The organism is Spirosoma pollinicola (genome assembly GCF_002831565.1).
GTDB classification, from domain to species: Bacteria; Bacteroidota; Bacteroidia; order Cytophagales; family Spirosomataceae; genus Spirosoma; species Spirosoma pollinicola.
The window spans coordinates 6,571,874-6,592,977 of sequence record NZ_CP025096.1 but is presented as its reverse complement, the minus strand read 5'-3'; the positions used below and the strand labels follow the sequence as shown (position 1 = coordinate 6,592,977).

16 protein-coding genes are annotated in these 21,104 nt (G+C 48.4%); 13 read left to right on the top strand and 3 right to left on the bottom strand.

The genetic code is table 11. The features are described 5' to 3' along the window. Positions 1-60: 60 nt before the first annotated feature. The 10 genes from CWM47_RS27615 to CWM47_RS27570 all read left to right on the top strand — a co-directional run bounded on the left by CWM47_RS27615 (position 61) and on the right by CWM47_RS27570 (position 13,135). Complete coding sequence (locus tag CWM47_RS27615; RefSeq protein WP_100991846.1) at positions 61-1,086, top strand: rod shape-determining protein; 1,026 nt, start codon at positions 61-63, stop codon at positions 1,084-1,086. An 89-nt stretch (positions 1,087-1,175) separates the two neighbouring features. Then, on the top strand, positions 1,176-2,012 hold the full coding sequence (gene mreC, locus CWM47_RS27610; RefSeq protein ID WP_100991845.1) for a rod shape-determining protein MreC: 837 nt from the start codon (positions 1,176-1,178) through the stop codon (positions 2,010-2,012). Between the two features lie 74 nt (positions 2,013-2,086). Further along, on the top strand, positions 2,087-2,593 hold the full coding sequence (locus tag CWM47_RS27605; protein WP_100991844.1) for a hypothetical protein: 507 nt from the start codon (positions 2,087-2,089) through the stop codon (positions 2,591-2,593). A 119-nt stretch (positions 2,594-2,712) separates the two neighbouring features. Further along, a complete protein-coding gene (locus tag CWM47_RS27600; RefSeq protein WP_100994082.1) occupies positions 2,713-3,195 on the top strand; it encodes a GAF domain-containing protein in 483 nt (160 codons plus the stop codon). Positions 3,196-3,338: 143 nt separating this feature from the next. After that, positions 3,339-3,797 carry a DUF4890 domain-containing protein gene (locus CWM47_RS27595; protein WP_100991843.1) on the top strand — a complete coding sequence of 153 codons (459 nt, stop codon included), beginning with the start codon at positions 3,339-3,341 and terminating at the stop codon, positions 3,795-3,797. A gap of 166 nt (positions 3,798-3,963) precedes the next feature. Then, positions 3,964-5,034, top strand: a complete 1,071-nt coding sequence (locus tag CWM47_RS27590; protein ID WP_100991842.1) for a 6-bladed beta-propeller — start codon at positions 3,964-3,966, stop codon at positions 5,032-5,034. A 15-nt stretch (positions 5,035-5,049) separates the two neighbouring features. After that, entirely contained in the window at positions 5,050-6,573 is a 1,524-nt protein-coding gene (locus CWM47_RS27585; RefSeq protein ID WP_100991841.1) for a c-type cytochrome domain-containing protein, read from the top strand. A gap of 261 nt (positions 6,574-6,834) precedes the next feature. Continuing rightward, entirely contained in the window at positions 6,835-10,335 is a 3,501-nt protein-coding gene (locus CWM47_RS27580; RefSeq protein WP_100991840.1) for a DUF1553 domain-containing protein, read from the top strand. A gap of 134 nt (positions 10,336-10,469) precedes the next feature. Then, complete coding sequence (locus tag CWM47_RS27575; protein ID WP_100991839.1) at positions 10,470-11,939, top strand: DUF1501 domain-containing protein; 1,470 nt, start codon at positions 10,470-10,472, stop codon at positions 11,937-11,939. Positions 11,940-12,022: 83 nt separating this feature from the next. Then, positions 12,023-13,135, top strand: a complete 1,113-nt coding sequence (locus CWM47_RS27570; RefSeq protein ID WP_100991838.1) for a mechanosensitive ion channel family protein — start codon at positions 12,023-12,025, stop codon at positions 13,133-13,135. A gap of 113 nt (positions 13,136-13,248) precedes the next feature. Here the strand turns inward: CWM47_RS27570 and glpK are convergent, their stop codons facing one another. Further along, positions 13,249-14,751, bottom strand: a complete 1,503-nt coding sequence (glpK, locus tag CWM47_RS27565) for a glycerol kinase GlpK (RefSeq protein ID WP_100991837.1) — start codon at positions 14,749-14,751, stop codon at positions 13,249-13,251. Between the two features lie 33 nt (positions 14,752-14,784). Then, positions 14,785-15,510: an MIP/aquaporin family protein gene (locus CWM47_RS27560; protein WP_100991836.1), complete on the bottom strand. Its 726-nt coding sequence runs from the start codon at positions 15,508-15,510 to the stop codon at positions 14,785-14,787. 228 nt (positions 15,511-15,738) lie between these two features. Here CWM47_RS27560 and CWM47_RS27555 point away from each other — a divergent pair, with 228 nt between their 5' ends. The 3 genes from CWM47_RS27555 (at position 15,739) to CWM47_RS27545 (ending at position 18,146) form a co-directional block, all read left to right on the top strand. Further along, positions 15,739-16,710 carry a zinc-dependent alcohol dehydrogenase family protein gene (locus tag CWM47_RS27555; protein WP_100991835.1) on the top strand — a complete coding sequence of 324 codons (972 nt, stop codon included), beginning with the start codon at positions 15,739-15,741 and terminating at the stop codon, positions 16,708-16,710. Between the two features lie 248 nt (positions 16,711-16,958). Then, the gene (locus CWM47_RS27550; RefSeq protein ID WP_100991834.1) at positions 16,959-17,669 is read left to right on the top strand and encodes a MotA/TolQ/ExbB proton channel family protein; all 711 of its coding nucleotides are present in this window, start codon (positions 16,959-16,961) and stop codon (positions 17,667-17,669) included. Between the two features lie 84 nt (positions 17,670-17,753). Further along, positions 17,754-18,146, top strand: a complete 393-nt coding sequence (locus CWM47_RS27545; RefSeq protein WP_100991833.1) for an ExbD/TolR family protein — start codon at positions 17,754-17,756, stop codon at positions 18,144-18,146. A gap of 148 nt (positions 18,147-18,294) precedes the next feature. Here CWM47_RS27545 and CWM47_RS27540 read toward each other — a convergent pair whose 3' ends face one another. Beyond that, the gene (locus tag CWM47_RS27540) at positions 18,295-20,862 is read right to left on the bottom strand and encodes a TonB-dependent receptor (protein WP_100991832.1); all 2,568 of its coding nucleotides are present in this window, start codon (positions 20,860-20,862) and stop codon (positions 18,295-18,297) included. Positions 20,863-21,104: the final 242 nt, after the last annotated feature.

Sequence of the window (21,104 nt, the reverse complement as noted above, 5' to 3'; positions counted from 1 at the left end):
ATTTTTGCACACTTTTCAATAAAACAGTATTTGTAATAAGGCGTTCAGCGCCAACCTATAATGGGACTTTTCAATTTTTTAACTAGCGACATTGCTATTGACCTGGGCACAGCGAATACCTTGATCATTCACAAGGATCGGATTGTGGTGGATGAGCCTTCGATCATTGCAATGGATAAACTCACCGGCAAGGTGCTGGCCATTGGTCATAAGGCCATGCAGATGCACGAAAAGACCAACGAAAACATCAAAACAATCCGTCCGTTGAAAGACGGTGTTATTGCTGACTTTACGGCCGCCGAGTTGATGATTCGGGGCATGATCAAGATGATCGATACGGGCAGTAAACTGTTTTCGCCTTCGCACCGGATGGTAATCTGTATTCCATCGGGTATTACAGAAGTGGAAAAAAGAGCCGTTAAAGACTCTGCCGAACATGCCGGTGCCAAAGAAGTGTACATGGTGCATGAGCCTATTGCTGCCGCTATTGGGATTGGCATTGACATTACACAACCCAACGGTACGATGATCGTAGACATCGGTGGAGGAACGACCGAAATTGCGGTGATTGCCCTGTCAGGTATTGTTTGCGAGCAGTCGATCCGTATTGCCGGTGATGTGTTCACCCGTGATATTGTGGATTACATGCGTCGGGAACACAATCTGCTGATTGGCGAACGCTCGGCCGAGCAAATTAAAATGGAAGTTGGTTCGGCATTGCCCGAACTCGACAACCCACCTGCTGATTACGAAATTCGTGGCCGCGATTTGATGACGGGTATCCCCAAAGAAATCAAGGTTACCTATAGTGAGATCGCCTACGCGCTCGATAAATCCATCTCGAAAATCGAAGAGGCTACGATGAAGGCCCTCGAAATTTCGCCACCGGAATTATCGGCCGATATTTATACCAACGGTATTCACCTGACGGGTGGAGGAGCCCTTTTACACGGCCTCGACAAACGACTGGCGGCTAAAACCAAATTGCCGATTCACGTGGCCGACGATCCCCTCAAGGCGGTTGTAAAAGGCACGGGTGAGGTAATTAAAAATCTGGAAATGTACCGGTCGGTACTGATTAGTTAATTGCGTAACGCGGGCAGAAGTCCGCGCTTTGTAGAAGCAAATGACACCTACAAAGCGCGGACTTCTGCCCGCGTTACTTTTTCAATCTAATGGGAGAGTTAGTTGATTTTTTTATTCGAAGCCGAAACTTCATTTTATTCGTACTGCTGGAAGTACTCTGCTTTTACTTCATTATCAATACCAGTAATTATTGGAGTGTTACCTACTTCAACACCTCGAATCGGTATGCGGCTCAGGTGCTGGCGTGGTCAAATGCGGCTAACGAATATACCAGCCTCCGACAAGTCAACGCCGATTTAGCGTTAGAGAACCAACGGCTGAATGCCCAACTGACGAAACTACTCCAAAGTAAACCAGCCGCCCCGGCAGAGTATCAGGCTGATTCGGCCTTTGCCGACCGGTTTAAGTTTACCGTGGCAAAGGTGGTGGACAACACAACGCAGTTCGCCAATAACTACATCACAATTGATAAAGGCACCGACGACGGCATCCGGCCGGGTATGGGTATTATTTCGCCAACGGGTGTCGTGGGGAAAGTGAAAGTCTGCAACCAGCACTTTTCTGTTGTTATTTCAATTTTGCATTCAGAGTTTCTGGTATCATCGAAACTAACGAAGGCCAACGAAATTGGCTCGGCTAAGTGGGATGGCGGTGATCCACACCTGATAAAGCTGAACGATATTTCGCGGTATAAACCCGTTAGTAAAGGAGACTCTGTTGTAACGTCTGAATTTAATTCAACCTTCCCTCCGGGAATTCTGGTTGGGCGTGTCCGTTCGGTGGGTGTACAACCCAACATGACATTTCATGATATTACGCTCAATCTGGCTACAAATTTCAGCAACTTATCGTTTGTTTACGTTGTCGAAAATCGCCTGCAGGCCGAACAGGAACAATTAGAGAAAAATGTTGAAAATGAAAAATAGTTAAGTAGTCAGTAAGTTAGTAACGGGGCCGCCCTGTTATCAACTTACTGACCTACCGACTTACCGCCTTTAAAATGACCCTGCGCGAAATTCTGTCTACGTCGCTTTTGTTTTTAGTATACCTGATTCTGCAACTTCTGTTGGCGCGGAACCTGGTCTTGTTCGATTATGCGTTCTGCTTCATTTATATTGCCTGCATTCTGCTTCTGCCGAACGAAATCAGCCTGACGTGGCTACTGATTATTGCCTTTGTGACCGGTATCATTGTCGATACGTTTTACAATACATTAGGAATGCACGCAGCTGCTTCGGTATTAATGGCCTACTGTAGGCCGTTGATTGTGCGTTCTCAAATTGATGTTCCCGGCCTGGAAACGCGTATCGAATTTTCGTTAAGTGAATTGGGCGTTGGGGCTTTCTTTCGGTATGTTTTGATCCTGACACTTATTCATCACACCGCTTTATTTTTTATTGAAGCCAGCAGTCTGACTTTAATTATTCCAACCCTGATCCGGGTGGTTGCCAGTACATTGTTTACAACCGTAAGCATTGTGTTAATCCAGTTCTTTACAAGAAATTAGACTTTTGTCATGCTGGAACGCCAGTCCGGTGTCGAAGGAAGCATCTTCGGCGGAAAAATTTATTAAAACTAACGAAGATGCTTCCTTCGGCACCGGGCTGGCGTTCCAGCATGACAATAATGGCTGAAACACTCACACTTCCACAAACACAAAATCGACAGGTAATTTACGATAGCCTGATTCCACAGATAGCCTCTCTCGTAGCGGGCGAACCGGATTTGATTGCTAATCTGGCGAATATTACCGCTGCCCTTAAAGAAGCCTTTGGTTTTTTCTGGGTCGGATTTTACCTCAGAAAAGAGAATCAACTAGTGCTGGGGCCATTTCAAGGACCCATTGCCTGCACACGTATTGCGTTTGACAAGGGCGTTTGTGGGGCTGCTTATACACGACAGGAAACGATTCTGGTGCCCGATGTTGACCAGTTTCCGGGGCATATTGCCTGTAATTCGGCGTCGAAATCGGAGGTTGTCGTGCCGGTGTTTGATCGGGATGGCAATGTGACGATGGTTCTTGATGTCGATAGTGATCAGCTAAATGACTTTAGCGAGATTGATGCGAAAGAGCTTGAAAAGATCGCTGGCCTGATCATGACATTTTAGTGCCCAGGTCAACTATATGATCTGGCGTAAGTTGGCTCGCAGGGGAAACATGAAATTCGTTAAGATGCTGTTAAATTTCCTTCGACCCTTAAACCCTAGATCATATCATGCGTCTTAGGTTCAGATTTAACTAATGACGAACCATGTTTAAGAAAATTGCCATAAGCGGGTTACTACTCGCGTTCTTCTCATTCCCCTTATTAGCGCAACAAGCAGCTACGCCCGATGCACCTGCTCAGACCAACTCCCGCCGTATGGGCAAGGATCGGTCAATGCAACCCCATAAAATGGGTAACCCAGCTACCCGCGCTAAAAAGATAACCGATCGCATGACGCAGCAGTTGGGCCTTGATCAGGCTACATCGCAAAAGGTATACGATGTTACCCTTAGCCGTGCCCAGAAAGTAGATGCCATTCAGGCTAATTCGGATGATAATCGGGCTAAACAACAGGCACTGAAAGCAAACGCTGATGACTATAAAGCTAAACTGAAAGGTATCTTAACGCCAGACCAGTTTGCCAAAATGGCCTCCATGAAAGGCCGTATGCGTAACGGCCATCGTGGGCCTGATGATCAGAGTGACAACAAAGACCAGAAGTAAAGTATCGTAAACGTTCATTCGAACAACAACCGACCAGTAAGTAGACGAATGTAACGTCTACTTACTGGTCGGTTGTTGTTCAGGCAGCCAGAAACGTCTCACTCGACCCATTTGCAGTAAAGTTTACACGCTTACTTCTTTTGCTCTAAAATCAGGTATTCGTCTCATGGCATCTTCCGTATCTCGTCGGCTTTTTATCAAACAAACAGCACTGGCAGGCGCCACCAGTATGGCAGTTCCGACACTATTGTCGGCTAAATCAGGTAAACAGGATCCTGAACCAACCATAATTGGCCATAACGGCTTTAAATATCGAACTGTACCGGGCTGGGGCGTTTTAGATGCGGGCAAAAATCCGGTCAACGATTGCCACGAAATGGTGCAGGATGCCAAAGGGCGGATTATTCTATTGACGAATGAAACGAAAAACAACATCCTGATTTACGATAAATCGGGTAAATTGCTCGAAACCTGGGGGCATCATTATCCTGGTGGACATGGCCTGACGCTAGGGGGAGAGGGAAACGATCAATATTTGCTTATCTGCGATACCGACCGGAATCAGGTTATCAAAACCGACCTGAAAGGCCGCGAACTGATGAAGCTCGATTACCCGAGAGAAACCGAAAAATATGCCTATCCAGGCCAATATAAACCAACCGAAACGGCCATAAATCCCGTCAATGGCGATATTTATGTGGTCGATGGCTACGGTTTGAATTATGTGACGCAGTATGATAAATCGGGTAAATTAATTCGCCAGTGGGGTGGTAAAGGCGAAACTAATGACACTTTTGACTGCTGTCATGGTATTGTTGTTGACCGTCGGGTAGCTACTAATCCAACCTTGCTCATTACCGACCGGCGGCACAATGCTCTTAAGCGGTTTTCGCTGGATGGGAAATACCTGTCAACCATTGCCTTGCCGGGTTCCTACATTTGCCGGCCGGTAATTCATGGCGAAAATATTTATGGAGCCGTGTTTCGGAGCACGTCCGACTCGTATCCTGACTCGGGATATATTCAGATTCTGGACAAAAATGACCGCGTAGTATCTACGCCCGGCGGTTCTGCACCCGTTTATCAGGATAATAAACTGGCCGAGCAACGCAAAGACCGCAGCAACTCGCCTTTTTTGCATCCGCACGACGTGCTGGTAGATGAGGACGATAGCATTTACGTGGCTCAGTGGGCATCTAAAAAAACTTATCCTATTAAACTTGAGCGCGTTGCCTGATAGCCTGGCCTACTTATGAGCGAGCTGATTTTGTTGCAAGCTAATCCGTCGTCCCCTGCTGACTGGGTGCTTTTCTGGGGTCACTTTCACCCACTTATCGTTCACATGCCCATTGGCTTTCTGCTGATTGCCGGGCTTCTCGAAATTGACCGCCTGACCCGGCGCAACTCAGTTAGTCCTCACACGATTACGCTGATCCTGTTCTGGTCGGCGGTGAGTGCTACGCTTGCCTGTTTGTTCGGGTATATGTTGTCGTTGGGGGGAGGTTATGAAGAAGAAACGCTGAGCAGCCACAAATGGGAAGGTATCGGTGTGGCCGTGTTTGCCTGGCTCGCCTGGTCGGTGAAGTCCGAAAATCTGGGCCGCATTTTTCCCTTTGCGCAACTACTATACCTACCCGCACTTGGCGTGTCACTGGTGTTATTACTGGCTGCCGGGCATTTGGGAGGCAATTTGACCCACGGTGACGACTACCTGACCCAGTATATGCCCGAAACCATGCGGACACTGGCAGGTGTGCCACCTAAGCAGAAAGAGGTAAAATTTGAGCCGATTACTGATGTCAATCAGGCAATGGTTTATCAGCAAATTGTCAACCCTATTTTGCACAGCCGTTGTGTACAGTGTCATAATGCTGGTAAATCGAAGGCGGGCTTGCGGCTGGATTCGCCCGAAATGATCAAGAAAGGGTATGAAGATGGGCCGGTGTTGGTGGCAGGCAAAAGCACGGCTAGTGAATTAGTGAAAGTGTGCCTTTTGCCTGAAGACGACGAACACCATATGCCGCCTAAAGGTAAAAACCAACTTAAAGAAAGCGACATTGCGCTGTTAACCTGGTGGATTGATCAGGGTGCTCCGTTCGACAAAAAAGTCTCCGATCTTAAGGTGAATGACGCTATCCGCCCTGTGCTGGCGTCATTAGGGGGCGGTGGGCCGGTTGAAAATGGTGGCGTTCAGGTTGCATCAGGACCCGCTCCCGATTCGCCGGTGTTAACGATGAAAGTGCCGGCCGCCGATTCGAAAATTGTTGATGAACTGAAAAAACTGAATTTGCTCGTATTACCGCTTTCGAAAGAGCAGAATCAGTTAGAAGTTAGTGCCGTAAATGCTCACACATTCAACGATGCGCAGGCGGCTGAGCTGCCAAAACTTAGCAACCAGATCGTATGGCTTAAACTTGGCGATACCGAGATTTCTGACGCGGCACTTGGTCAGGTCGCCAAGTTGAAAAACCTGCAAAAGCTCCATCTGGAAGAAACGAACGTGACCGATGTGGGTCTGAAACAGTTAAAAGGCTTGGCTAATTTGGAGTATCTAAATCTCTATGGTACGGCCATTACCGATGCTGGCCTGACCGAGTTAGCCGGAATGAAGAACCTGAGAACGGTTTATCTCTGGCAAACTAAAGTGACTGAGGAAGGCATTGCCCGGTTGAAAACAGCCATGCCTAAGCTGGAAGTAATTGGTGGAATTAGCGAACAGGCCGTTGCTGATTTTGTGAAAGTGGGCGAGTCGAAAGCTAGCGAGCCCAAGAAATAAAAACGGGTTTTTAGGATCTGATATTTGCTGCCTTGGAATGTATTTTACTCCGTGATGTCGGGTCTGACTAGGCTGGCGTTTCAGGACCTGACACAGCAGGGTTTATCCAAATTAACTTCACCAAAGTCTTCATAAACTACCATCGGGATCTTTCCTGTCTACTGGCAAAATAGTCTATCATAAAGATAAGATAGTACAATTTCTACGTACCATCTGGAGCTAATTTTGTAAATTCGTTTCATAATCAATCTGTTCGTTGATATGTCCGTCTGGTCTGACATGCGATTTCGATACGTTCTTCTCAGCGCAACGGCTGGTCTGTTCGGTGCGTCTATCTGGCTAACGTCTTGTCATAGCTCGGTCGAAAAACCAGCCGATATTGTTGTCGCCGAAGCCACTTTACCCGAAAAGGTTGACTATAATTTACATGTAAAGCCAATTCTGTCCGACCGTTGCTTTGCGTGTCATGGGCCGGACAAAGCCAAGCAACAGGCGGGTTTACGGTTAGACACTCCCGAGGGGGCTTATGAAGCGCTGTCAAAAAGCGGCCATACGGCCATTGTTCCGGGTAATCTGGCCAAAAGTGAACTGGTCAACCGCATCATCAGCACCGACCCGGAGGAAATGATGCCAACACCAAAGTCGAATCTTACCCTGACGACTGAAGAAAAAGCGATGCTGATTCGTTGGGTTGAGCAAGGGGCTGAATACAAAGAACACTGGTCGCTCATTGCGCCGACCATGCCGGAACTTCCGAAGGTAAAAGACGAAAAGTGGGTTAAAAATGACATTGACCGGTTCATTCTGGCAAAACAGGAAGCAAAAAAAGTAGGTCACGCACCCGAAGCCGATAAAACAACTTTGCTCCGCCGGGTCAGCCTTGACTTGACAGGTCTACCACCAACACCCGCCGAGGTGGATGCCTTTCTGGCCGATAAATCACCAAATGCTTACGAAAAAGTCGTTAACAGATTGCTCAACAGTCCGCATTATGGCGAACGGCAGGCCGTCGAATGGCTAGATGTAGCTCGGTATGCCGATACCGACGGCTATCAGGATGATGGTTTGCGAACGATGTGGCCCTATCGTGACTGGGTTATTCGGGCCTATAATCGCAATCTATCGTTTGATCGGTTTATTACCTGGCAATTAGCCGGAGATCTGTTGCCGAATCTGGCCGGGTCGAAAGACAAACGTGAGAAACTCATTGCCACGGCCTTCAACCGCAATCACCAGCAAAGTCAGGAGGGCGGGATTGTTGACGAGGAATATCGAACCGAATACGTTGCTGACCGGACAAACACATTTGGAAAGGCTATGTTGGGCCTAACGGTGGAGTGCGCCCGTTGTCACGACCATAAATACGACCCCATCAGCCAGAAAGATTACTATTCGTTGTTTGCCTTTTTTAACAGCAATAATGAACGCGGTCAGATTCCGTACAACGGCGAGGCTGCTCCTACAATTTCACTCACAAAGCCCGAAACCGACGCCAAGCTGCGATTTATCCGCGAGCAACTGACCCCAATTCAGCAACAACTTAATCCAAACCGCCCCGATTATCAGCAACGTTTTGGTAAATGGCTGGCCAGCACGCACGCAACGTCGTCAATTGATTCGGGCTTGTTAGCTCATTATACATTCGATGAAGCCGACCGGACAGATATTGGTGCGTATGTGAAAGCGCAAAATGAAAAGCGGAAGATTGAAGACGGAAAGAAAAAACGGGAGGAGGACGCTAAACGAACAAAAGAAGGCATTGCCAAAGCTGGTAAGCCTGGTGATAAGAAACCAGAAAAGAAAGAGGCTCCCAAACGTAAAACGAAAGAAGAACTCTGGAAAGACCCTCGCAATGCATTCGCTAATCAGGTGAATGATACAATCCCCGCCCGACTTGGTGGCGATCCCGACAAAGTACCCTATTCGGTGCCCGGTCGATTCGGGAAAGCCCGGTATCTGGCGGGAGATAGCTTTATTGAACTTCCCGGAAATTTCGGGGCCTTCGAGCAAAATGAGTCGTTTACGGTTAGTAGCTGGTTTAATCTGGCGAAGCCAAATATGGCCCTTACACTGATGGGGCGAACGACCGGTCCAATGGATGGGCAGCGTGGCTATCAACTTGACTTATTAGGCGACGGGCGGCTGAAACTGGCCTTTAGCCATGTTTGGCCTGCCAATGCTATTGACATTGAAACGGTCGACAAAGTGCCGGTGCATCAGTGGTTCCAGGTCGCTTTTGCCTATGATGGTACAGGTCAGGCCAAGGGAATTACCCTGTATTTAAACGGTCGGCCTTTGCGTACGAAAGTCGTTGCCGATAACCTGATACACAGCATGGTATATGGTAAAGATAAGAGCCATTGGGCACAGCACCCGTTTTATGTAGGCCGGATGCATGATAACTTCTATAAAGACTTTGCCGTCGATGAGTTGCGTATCTATAACCGCTGCCTGACACCACTGGAAATGCCCCAGCTAGCCGGTCAGCCCGACGCGCTCATGGCTGCCCTCCAAACGCCCGTCGCTAACCGTACTGCCGCCCAACGGACGGGCTTGTACACTTATTATGTCAAAACGCAGGACCCCGTATATCGGTCGACATATGCCAAGGCGATGAAACTGCGTGGTGAGCAAATTACGCTCTACACCAATTCTGATCAGGTAATGATTATGCAGGAACGGTCGGTGCCGCGCGAAACACACCTACTCAAACGCGGTGCTTACGATGCACCCGGCGATGTGGTGAAACCCGCCGTGTTACACAGCCTGAATCCATTATCCGGCGATATGCCAACCAATCGGCTTGGGTTGGCGGAATGGCTGCTGGCACCCGAAAATCCATTGTTTAGCCGCGTCATGGTTAATCGGATGTGGCAGCAATATTTCGGGCAGGGATTAGCTAAAAATAGTGATGACTTTGGCAATCAGGGCGCATTACCGAGTCACCCCGAACTACTGGATTATCTGGCTGTGAAGTTTCGCGATATGGGCGATTCAAAATCGGGCGGGCAGTGGAATACGAAAGCGATGCACAAAATGATTGTTATGTCGGCTACGTATCGGCAATCTTCGAGTGTGCCGGAAAATATACGGGAAACTGACCCGGATAATACATTCCTGACCCGCGGGCCAAGTTATCGGATGTCGGCGGAGCAGGTGAGAGATAATGCATTGGCAGCAAGCGGATTAATGACGCAGCGTATTGGCGGGCCAAGTGTTCTGCCGTATCAACCCGCCGGTATCTGGGAGGCTTTGGCAACGCGTAATGCTGTTAAATATGTTCAAAATCACGGCGATAGTCTCTACCGGCGGTCAATGTACACTATCTGGAAACGCTCATCGCCCGCACCCATGATGCTGAATTTCGATGCCGCCGAACGGCACACCTGCATTGTGAAACGGCAGAAAACAAGTACGCCCTTACAGGCGCTTGTAACCCTGAATGACCCTCAGTTTGTAGAGGCTGCCCGAGTGCTGGCACAGCGGGTAACACCAGACAACTCATTAGCAGTTGGTACGATAATCAACGCTATTTTCAAAGCCGTAATCAGTCGTCCGGCGCGACCGGAAGAAATGGGACTGGTGAAACAACTGTACGCTGAAGAACTAGCGGATTTCAGAAAGAATCCAAAACGGGCTATGGCGTTGTTATCCGTTGGGGAGTATCCCGTTGATAAAAAGCTAAACCCCGCCGAATTAGCGGCCTGGACAGTAGTGTCCAGTACGATTATGAATTTCGACGAAGCGATTGTAAAGCGATAGCGTCTGGCGCGGGTATTTACCCGTGCCTGTAATAATGCCAGTATTTACTGGCATTATGGCTAATTTTCACGCGCCAGTAAATACTGGCTTCATTACAGGCACGGGTAAATACCCGCGCCAGATACATTAAGGCAATGGATATTCAGGACGAAATACATGACCAGCTCAGCCGCCGAAATTTTCTGGGGCAAGCTAGTGCGGGCTTAGGTACCATTGCGCTGGCATCGCTTTTGAACCCGACAAATCTGTTTGGAGGGGCATCATCGCCGGGCAACTCCATGCCGGGCGAGAACCCAGCCGTGGGGAAGCCGCATTTTCCGCCCAAAGTGAAGCGCGTAATTTATCTGTTTCAGAGTGGCGCACCCTCTCAACTGGAGTTGTTCGATTATAAGCCGAAGCTCGAAACCATGTGGGGGCAGGATTTACCCGCTTCGGTACGTAATGGTCAGCGCTTAACGGGCATGAGCGCCGGACAAAGTCGTTTTCCGCTGGCAGCTTCGAAATATAAATTTGCTCAGTACGGCCCCGGTCAGATGTGGCTCAGTGAATTGTTGCCGCATACGTCGCGTATTGCCGGTGATTTGACTTTTATCCGTTCCCTGCACACCGAAGCCATCAACCATGATCCGGCCATTACGTTCTTCCAGACGGGGAGCCAGCAGGCAGGGCGGCCAAGTTTCGGCTCCTGGATTAGCTATGGCTTGGGGTCCGACAATCAGAATCTTCCAGCTTTTGTGGTGCTGCTTTCTAAAGGGCGCGACGGCGATCAGCCATTATATGCCAAACTCTGGAGTAATGGCTTCCTGCCCTCAGTGCATCAGGGCGTGGTTTTTCGGTCGGGGCCAGACCCGGTTTATTATTTGAATAATCCGCCAGGCGTCGATAAAACCAGCCGTCGGCGGATGCTCGATTACCTGACAAAACTACATCAGGAGCAATATAAACACGTGCTGGACCCGGAAATAAATAACCGGATGGCCCAGTACGAAATGGCCTATCGGATGCAGACGTCGGTGCCCGAAACCTTGGATATCTCGAAAGAACCAGACTATATTTTTGATATGTACGGCCCCGACAGCCGCAAGCCGGGCACCTTTGCGGCTAACTGCCTGCTGGCACGTAAGTTGATCGAAAAAGACGTAAAGTTCGTGCAGTTATACCATCAGGGCTGGGATCAGCACGGCAACTTGCCCAACGATATTAAAACGCAGGCGAAAAGCGTCGACCAGCCTTCAGCCGCATTAATTATGGATCTCAAACAGCGCGGCTTACTTGACGATACACTTGTAATTTGGGGCGGAGAATTTGGCCGGGGAGCTTATTCGCAGGGGAAACTCACCCGCGATAATTACGGACGTGATCACCATCCACGCGCTTTCTCGGTCTGGATGGCGGGTGCTGGTGTTAAAAAAGGGATGGTATATGGAGAGACGGATGATTTCGGTTATAATGTGGTCAAAGATCCCGTTCATGTTCATGACTTTCAGGCAACTATTTTACACCTGCTTGGCGTCGATCACGAAAAGTTGACATTTAAAAGCCAGGGACGGCGATACCGGTTGACAGATGTTCACGGAAAAGTTGTAAAGCCATTGCTAGCGTAAGAAAGAGCCATTCATACAGATAGGATAAATAGGCCTATAAGGTTTTTTCAACCTTATAGGCCTTACTTTTGTCTATAAATTATATGGTACAACAACTTGAATCATGGATACGAGCCACCGTTCGCTGGTTTGGCTATATTCCTAACCGGGATTTATCGGGTTGGGTATTGCTTACTATAGCCATATTAATTGGGCTGGCTGTCGATTTTGTCGTGACACAGACCGTTCGGTTCATCGTTCGGCGCAGGCCATTTCAAACGCTGGCTTTTCTTAAGGAACATGTGCGCTGGGCATTCTGGGTTTTTGTGCCTGCTATGTTTTTTCTTCTGGCAACCAATATACAATCCGCTCGTTTTCTACGTCGGCATCCTATAGCCGATAAAACAGCCGAGGTTGTATTTCTGATTGCTACTACCTGGCTGGTCGTTCAATTGTTGAAGGTGGGCGAACTACTGCTCATTCGTCGGTATGATACAGTTCAGGACATTAATCTATCGCACAGGAAATTTGTTACACAGGTTCGCTTTTTTCGTCGGCTACTGGTTGCTGGCGTCATTGTAATTGGCGCGTCACTCTTGCTGATTTCGTTTCAGGGCAGCCGCAAAGTAGGGCTGAGCGTCCTGACATCGGCTGGCGTAGTATCCGTATTGATTGGTTTTGCTGCACAGAAAACACTGGCCAACTTAATGGCTGGCATTCAGATTGCTTTCAACCAGCAAATTCGTCTGGGCGATGCGGTCGTAGTCGAAAAGGAGTGGGGACGAATTGAAGAAATCAATCTGACCAGCGTGATCGTGCGAATCTGGGACCGTCGTCGACTGATTTTACCCATTACCTACTTCGTTGAAAAGCCATTTGAGAACTGGACACGCTCGGATGCATCCATTATTGGTACTGTTTTTCTGTACCTGGATTATAATGTGCCAGTTGAAAAGGTACGCGAAAAAGCGCGTGAAATAGCCGAAAACGACCCTCTCTGGACAGGAGAAACCTTTGCCTTGCAAGTAACTGATACGCAGCCTACCTGTATTGTTATACGTATTCTGGTGTCAGCGTCGGATTCGCCGTCGGCGTTCGATTTACGTTGTCACATGCGCGAACAAATCATTGCGTTCCTCCGCGATGAATACCCGCAAAGTCTGCCTCAAACACGTCTGATGTTGGCCGAAGAAATGAAGCCTAAAGTAGTGGAGTAGTGAAATGGTAAAATGGTGGAGTAGTCGAATAGTGAAGAGGTTTAACAGTGAAGGGGATTCTCAAAACTCACTATTACTAGAACACTATTCGACTACTTCACTATTTTACCAACTCACTCTTCCCACCCAAACGACCGCTCAATGGCCTTTTGCCAGCCGCGCATGAGTTTTTTTCGATGGGCATCGTCCATATTGGGTTCATACGTTCGGGCGACACCCCAATTCTGGCGTAAGTCGTCCAGATTTTGCCAGTACCCAACCGCCAGTCCGGCGGCATAGGCAGCTCCCAGGGCGGTTGTTTCGGTCATACGGGGGCACACCACGGGTCCGTTCAACACATCGGACTGAAACTGCATCAGCAATGAATTGACAACCATGCCGCCATCCACACGCAGGGATTTGAGCGACACGCCCGCATCCTGTTCCATAGCCCGGACTACATCGACGGTTTGGTAAGCTGTTGCTTCCAGAACCGCTCGTGCTAGATGACCTTTGGTCACAAATCGCGTTAAGCCCGCAATAACGCCACGCGCGTCGGCTTTCCAGTGGGGCGCGTAAAGGCCCGAAAATGCTGGTACGAAATAAGCGCCACCATTGTCCTCAACCGACCGGGCAAGGGTTTCAATGTCCGTACTTTTCTTAATGATACCAAGGTTGTCGCGCAGCCACTGCACCAGGGCGCCCGTAATGGCTACGCTACCTTCCAGCGCGTAATGAACGGGTTCATTCTGAAACTGATAGGCCACCGTTGTCAACAGGCCACAAGTGGAGGTTCTGAGTTCGGTGCCAGTGTTCATCAGTAGAAAGCAGCCGGTGCCGTAGGTGTTCTTTGCCTGTCCCGGCTCAAAGCAGGTTTGCCCAACAAGAGCAGCCTGCTGATCGCCCAGAATACCCGCCACGGGAACCCCCGGCAATACCTCCGACGATACGGTTCCATATACTTCACTACTGGGCCGTATTTGGGGCAACATAGCTCGTGGCACCGTAAAGTCGCTTAGTAAGCTATCGTCCCAGTCGAGTGTATGCAGATTCATGAGTTGCGTCCGGCTGGCATTGGTGACGTCGGTGAGGTGCAAGCCACCGTTGGTGCCGCCCGTCAGGTTCCAGACGACAAACGTATCCATGTTACCGAAAATGGCTTCGCCCCGGTCGGCATCTTCGCGAAGGCCCGACACATTATCCAACAGCCATTTCAGTTTTAGACCACTAAAATAGGTGGCCAGGGGAAGGCCGGTTTGCGCACGAAAACGATCCTGTCCGTGGCCATTGCCCGAGTACTCGATAACCAGATCGGCGGTGCGCATGTCTTGCCAAACAATGGCGTTGTAATACGGCTTGCCCGTTCGGCGGTTCCAGACAACGGTAGTTTCGCGTTGATTGGTAATGCCCACGGCAGCTATATCCTGTACTGAAAGCTTCCCTTTAATGCGAGCCAGGGCGATGACTTCGAGTGTGTTGCGCCAGATTTCTTCGGGATCATGCTCTACCCAGCCTGGTTGCGGATAAATCTGTTTGTGTTCTTTCTGAGCAACGGAAACGATTTTGCCTTGCTTGTCAAATACAATACAACGGGTGCTGGTTGTTCCCTGGTCAATAGCGGCTATGTAGGAGGGCATAAGAATCTGAAATTGCGAAAAGAGACTTAAAAATTACAATGTAAACCAGCGAATCAATAACCCACCAATAGTAGCGCCTACCAGCGAACCCACAACAGGTACCCAGGCATAGCCCCAGTCAGATGACCCTTTGTTGGGAATGGGTAGGAGAGCATGAGCCAGACGCGGACTGAAATCGCGGGCGGGGCTCATGGCATAACCCGTTGTGCCGCCCAGTGACAGGCCAATGCTCCAAACCAAAATTCCGACCAGATAGGGACCAACGCCAATAGCCAGTTCGCCCAGGTGTTTGGAGGAGATACCCGCCAGTCCAAGAATAAGTACCAGCGTTGCCATAGCTTCGCTTAAAAAGTTGGCACTGGGTTTGCGAATGGCTGGCCCGGTAGCAAAACAGGCTAATTTGGCTTCGGGATCGGGGGTGGCTGCCCAATGGGGGAGATAATGTAGCCAGACGAGTGTGGCTCCTAAGAATGCGCCGATCATTTGCGCTGTAATATAGGGTACCACGTGGCTGAAATCGTTTGTTGCCACCGCAAAGGCGACCGTAACGGCGGGGTTTAAATGTGCATCGACGCTTCCAAAGGCTTTAGCGACAAAAACGCCCATCGCAACAGCAAAGGCCCAGCCTGCGGTAATGACAATCCAGCCCGACGATTCACCCTTTGTTTGTTTTAACACCACATTGGCTACGACTCCGTTCCCCAGAAGCAGCAACACCATTGTACCAATTAATTCACCTAGAAAGGGAGAAGTTTGCATAAGAAGTCATTCGTTGTCAGTCAGCCGTCGTCGGTCGATTGATAAAGAGAAAATCCTCTTTTTTCTATCGGCCGACGACTTTCGGCTAACAACTCGATTCAAGGTTTAGGAATAGTTTATGCGAATTAAGTCATATTTTTGACCCTATTCCAAACAGTAGTAAAAATTCATTTGTTCGTCCTACTCCTGACGGCAGGATTTTATGCGTTCGTCTATCAATTCGTCTTTATGAAAAGCATCATTTTTACCCAGGCCGGAAAACCCGTCGATGTTCTTAAACCTACCGACATTGCTCTGCCCGAACCCGGTCCGAAGGAAGTTCGCATTAAGGTTATTGCGGCCCCAATCAATCCATCTGACATCATGTTCGTGCAGAATATGTACGGTATCAGGCCACAATTTCCGTCAGGAGTCGGGTTTGAAGGGGTGGGTATTGTGGATGCCCTGGGAGAGGGTGTTGAGATGCAAACCGGTATACGGGTGAGTTTTACCAGTGTAGGGACCTGGTCAGAATATGCCATAGCGCATCAGCGAAGCCTGATTCCGGTGCCCGAGGCCATGCCAGACGAGGTTGCGGCTCAGTTATTTGTCAATCCATTTACGGCCTATGCAATGGTGCAGGATTCGGGCGTGCCGGAAGGCGGCTGGCTGATGCTCACTGCGGTTGGGTCAGCTTTCGGCAAATTAGTTATTCAGCTTTGTGCCATGCGGGGTATCAAAACCATCGGTACTGTTCGTCGTGATGATATGAACGACGAATTGACAGCCCTTGGCTTGACCGAGGTAATCAATACCGAAACAGAAAATCTGGCGGCTCGTGTCAAGCAGATTACAGATGGCGTTGGGGTTGCCTGTGTGCTTGACGCCGTTGGTGGTCACACCGCCACAGAAGCGTTTAAATGTCTGGCTAAAGGCGGAACAATGCTCATTTATGGGCTGATGAGCTTGCAGGACCCCATCCTGAATGCGGGACTGATGATATTCAGGGAGTTGACCGTGAAGGGTTTCTGGCTTACCGACTGGATGCGTCGGGTCGATAGCCATACCCGGCAGGACGTTGCGCAAAACGTAATTGAATTGCTGACATCGGGGAAAATTCAACTGCCTGTCGAAGCCTCGTACCCACTCGACCAGATTGCCGAAGCCATCGACCACGCCGACCGTCCAGGTCGTCGGGGAAAGATTCTGCTGAAGCCGTAGTGGTGTGATGTAGCTGTAACGCTGTTTTTTGAAATAGATTTAGTGGGCGCGTTTTGTACAATGGATTGGTACTGCGTTGTACAAAACACGCAAGTAGGGATAAGATAGCAATGCTTCAACTGCGTTCACTAATTTTCTCGAACGATTTCAGGTGGCTTGCTTATCTTTGACAACAATATACGTCCCACAGGCGTTTGTTTGAATAACGAATACAGGTTTACCCTCATACACTTACCCGACTCGTTCGTATGCTCTTGCTCCAGGTTCCGGCTATTGATACTACGGCCACATCACTGTCGGCCACAACGGCTGCTCAACCCCAAACGTTACAATTATTTGATTTGGTAGCCAAAGGCGGCTGGGTCATGATTCCCATCGCGTTTTTGTTGTTTTCGGCCCTCTATCTGATTTTTGAACGGTATTTTGTCATTCGTTCGCAAAGCCGGTACGACGCCAATTTTATCGATAACATTCGGGATATGGTGGCGCAGGGGAATATCAAATCGGCCGAGTCGTTTGCCAAAAATCAACGTACGGCTATGGGTCGCGTATTCGAGAAAGCCATTGGCCGTATCGGATCGCCTATCCGGGAAATTGAAAGTACTATCGAAACCGTTGGGCAGATCGAACTCTCTCGTTTAGAACGGAACATGGGGTATCTGGGCGTCATTGCCGGTATTGCGCCGATGCTAGGCTTCATCGGCACCATATCCGGTATTATTCGGATTTTCTACGATATTTCGCTGTCCGACAATATTAGCGTTGGCATTATTGCCGGGGGCTTATACGAAAAAATGATCACCTCGGGCTCCGGTCTTATTGTGGGGGTTATTGCCTACACAGGCTATCACCTGCTCAATATGATGATCGAGCGGTTTACCCTCTCGCTGGAGGTAAATGCTTTCGAGTTTATCGAAGTTCTTCAAAAACCAACAACCGAGCCCGCCCGGATGCGGTAATTTTTTAATGTACAATGGATAATGAATAACGGAGGTGCACTAGTACTTTATCCATTGTCCATTATCCATTATTCATTGCCAACTATGAAACTCCGACGTAAAACAAAATTTGCTGCCGAAGTCGCGACTTCATCCCTGAATGACATCATGTTTTTCTTGCTGTTGTTCTTCCTGATCATCTCGACGGTGGCCAACCCGAATGTTATTAAATTGCTATTACCTAAAGCGGCCTCTACGCAGCAGTTAAGCAAAAAACAGGTGACACTATCGGTTGATGCTGATAAGAAATATTACATCGACAAAAAACCAGTTGATCCGGTCAATCTGGAGAACGAGCTGAAAATAATGATGGCTGGTATTGCAGAACCAACTGTTGTCGTGCGCTTTGATAAAACCTTAACCGTACAGGATTTGGTCGATGTACTCCAAACCGGAGCGAAGCTGAATATCAAGATGGTTATGGCGACGTCGAAATAAACCGGGATTTTAAGGATTTTCTTGATTTTCAAGTCGATACATTTTTGTATCGACTTTTTTATGGATAAGTAATTCATCAGAAAGCCCATCATTAATGCCACGTCAAAAGGCATTAGTGATGGGCTTTTCGTACGGGCAGGCTAAGCTCTTAAAACTTGAAGTTCATCTTGCCAAACCAATAAGCCCCGTTGAAACCCATCTGGACGGGGTCCCACGCACCACCTGATTCGGTAAGATCGGCCCGATGCATGTCTGGATAAACATTAAAGATGTTAGATCCGCCAACGGATAGCCCAATCTGGCGCGTAAACCGGTATGAGATGGATAAATCGGTTGCTGCTTTAGGTCGATAAATATCCAGATTAGCCGCATCGTAATTCCAGTTTGCCAGTTTTACTTCCCCGAAACGAACTACACGAAGCAGAAATGCCCAGTTATTGATACTATAATCAACCGTTATATTCATTTTGGAGGGAGGTGCCGATGCTTTCACGAAGTAATACTCACGCAGATCAAAATACAGGTCTTTATAAGGCTTTAATTTGGCATTCGTGTTCACGCCGATCGTGTCCAGCGAATTGAAATTCATGCCAAGCGACGTGTTCAGCCGCCCGTCGCCTATCAACGTATGATGCGCTAGTACAATGTCGATACCCCGTGTCTTGGTCGATATAGCGTTCGTGAAAAACTGCACTCGACTTACGTTCAATTTCTGTAATTCGGGTGCAATTGCTGGTAAATCATCTGTAAACTGGCCTGTCAAAACAACCCGGTCTTTGATTCTAACATAATAAGCATCTACAGTTAACGTAAAGCCGCTACCTAAATGACTGGTAAATCCCAGACTGGCGTTAACAGATGTTTCCTGCTTAAGCGGAGGTACGCCCAAGGCCTGCGTAATGGCACTTCCATTCTGAGCAATTTGCACCTGTACAGCCTGGCCGCCAACAAAGTTAGTAATGGTCGAATTGAAATAGGTCTGTGCCAGCGATGGAGCCCGGAAGCCAGAGCTGAGCGTACCGCGCAGCAGAAATGATGGGCTTATTTTCAATCGACTCGATAGCTTTCCATTCAGCGTACTACCAAAATCGCTATAATTTTCGTACCGGGCAGCGGCACCAATCATGAAGGCTTTTGTTAAATCGGCTTCTGTGTCGACATATAACCCCAGGTTGATACGGCTTTTAGTTAAGGCATTGCCCGGCTGAAAACCAGGAAAGCCCTGCGAACCCGCAGCCCTTGTAACATCGTAAGCCTTATATGAGGCTTCCTCTCCCGCAAAGATTTTGTAATCTTCGTACCGGAACTCCGATCCAAAAGCTACGTTCAGACCTTGCAATGTATTGGAAAAGAAGCGGGTGAAGTGTAATCCGGTAACGTTTTGTTGCAGTTGAAATCCGCCCGCATTAAACTCACGGGGAGAGGAGGTACCCAAGGATGTGTTTAGCGTATTCTTAACGCCATAGTCAAAGCGATTCGAGCCAAAAATATTGCCAAAATCTACATTCCAATCGTTTATTTTCGTTCGTACACCAGCCGCAAATGTTTTATCAACAATGGCACTTGTAATAATAGGATCGAATCCATCCGGGTAAATAGATGTTATATTACGTGGACTATCTGCCGAACGGGTCCAGGCGTAGGCATCCCCTTTACGAGAATTCAGGCCCCCAAACGCATACATACGCGTATTGTCTGAGAGTGGAATCTCCGCATTGGCATAGAGTGAGGTATTCGTAATTTTCGAATCGCCAAATTGACGCCGTTGAAGTGTAGAGTCGATACCGGGGGTATTGGCGCGGTTGGTATGTTGGCGTTGGTTAAAATCGGCCGTTACGTTCAGAAAGCCTGTTTCTCTAATATGCCAGCCATAATTGGCATTCACGTTTAAGTTTCCGCCATCGAATTTCTGATTATCGAAGCGAAATTTAGCCTGGTACGCGCCGTAATTGACATTGGCATTCAATTGATTGGTACTAGTTTTCAGTACAATGTTAATAACCCCCGCAATGGCATCGGAGCCGTACTGAGCAGCTGCCCCATCACGGAGAATTTCAATACGCTCAATAGCGGCCGCCGGAATTGTATTTAGATCGGTACCTGTATTGCCACGACCTCGCGTGCCAAATAACGTAACCAGCGAGGATTGGTGCTGACGTTTACCATTAATCAGAACCAGGGTTTGATCAGGCCCTAAACCGCGCAGGGAAGCTGGATCTACGTGGTCGGCCCCGTCAGAACCAGTCTGTCGGTTGGAGTTAAACGACGGAGCTACAAATTGCAGGAGCTGATTTACATCCAACTGGCCGGTTTTCGACGTTACCTGACGCACATCTATTAGATCAATAGGCGCGGGCGAGTCGGTAACGGAGCGATTCAGGTTGCGCGACCCCACCACAGTTACCTCATTTAGGCTGGTCTGAGAAATTTGCAGTGCCAAATTAAGTCGCTGGTTTTCACCCGCTTCTATGGTTACGTGTCGTTCGATTGTCTCGGACCCTATCGAGCTGAATCGCAACGTATATTGGCCGGGGCCCAATTTCATAGAAAAATCACCATCACTGTTTGTTGTTGTGCCAAATTGATGACCTATTAACACAATGGCTACGCCAGGCAGCGGGCTGCCCGTTGCTTCGTTGGTGATGCGTCCGCGTAAATTTTGAGCAAATGTCGTTGCCGATAACAGACAACAGATAAAAAAGAGTTTTGTATTCATTCAGTTACACTGGTAAGCGTGAAAATCAACAAATATATAAAAACCAAAATAATAAGTCCTTAAGTGTAAACTAGAGATTAAAAAGATGAAAGAAATCGTTTGAAAAATCGCTTTTGCCTAAAAAAATGCTTTTTAAACTCAAATAGCTTCTAAAGCACTCAAGGGAAAGGGTAATGAATAAACTGCGGCATAAATAAGGTATGGCCAATAAATGGGTCTATTTTGGAACATGATCGTTGAAA

Coding starts and splice junctions, on each gene's coding strand:
- CWM47_RS27580 (WP_100991840.1), top strand. CDS start 6,835: ATGTCCGTCTGGTCTGACATGCGATTTCGATACGTTCTTCTCAGCGCA.
- CWM47_RS27550 (WP_100991834.1), top strand. CDS start 16,959: ATGCTCTTGCTCCAGGTTCCGGCTATTGATACTACGGCCACATCACTG.
- CWM47_RS27595 (WP_100991843.1), top strand. CDS start 3,339: ATGTTTAAGAAAATTGCCATAAGCGGGTTACTACTCGCGTTCTTCTCA.
- mreC (WP_100991845.1), top strand. CDS start 1,176: ATGGGAGAGTTAGTTGATTTTTTTATTCGAAGCCGAAACTTCATTTTA.
- CWM47_RS27615 (WP_100991846.1), top strand. CDS start 61: ATGGGACTTTTCAATTTTTTAACTAGCGACATTGCTATTGACCTGGGC.
- CWM47_RS27545 (WP_100991833.1), top strand. CDS start 17,754: ATGAAACTCCGACGTAAAACAAAATTTGCTGCCGAAGTCGCGACTTCA.
- CWM47_RS27600 (WP_100994082.1), top strand. CDS start 2,713: ATGGCTGAAACACTCACACTTCCACAAACACAAAATCGACAGGTAATT.
- CWM47_RS27560 (WP_100991836.1), bottom strand. CDS start 15,510: ATGCAAACTTCTCCCTTTCTAGGTGAATTAATTGGTACAATGGTGTTG.
- CWM47_RS27605 (WP_100991844.1), top strand. CDS start 2,087: ATGACCCTGCGCGAAATTCTGTCTACGTCGCTTTTGTTTTTAGTATAC.
- CWM47_RS27540 (WP_100991832.1), bottom strand. CDS start 20,862: ATGAATACAAAACTCTTTTTTATCTGTTGTCTGTTATCGGCAACGACA.
- CWM47_RS27575 (WP_100991839.1), top strand. CDS start 10,470: ATGGATATTCAGGACGAAATACATGACCAGCTCAGCCGCCGAAATTTT.
- glpK (WP_100991837.1), bottom strand. CDS start 14,751: ATGCCCTCCTACATAGCCGCTATTGACCAGGGAACAACCAGCACCCGT.
- CWM47_RS27555 (WP_100991835.1), top strand. CDS start 15,739: ATGAAAAGCATCATTTTTACCCAGGCCGGAAAACCCGTCGATGTTCTT.
- CWM47_RS27585 (WP_100991841.1), top strand. CDS start 5,050: ATGAGCGAGCTGATTTTGTTGCAAGCTAATCCGTCGTCCCCTGCTGAC.
- CWM47_RS27590 (WP_100991842.1), top strand. CDS start 3,964: ATGGCATCTTCCGTATCTCGTCGGCTTTTTATCAAACAAACAGCACTG.
- CWM47_RS27570 (WP_100991838.1), top strand. CDS start 12,023: ATGGTACAACAACTTGAATCATGGATACGAGCCACCGTTCGCTGGTTT.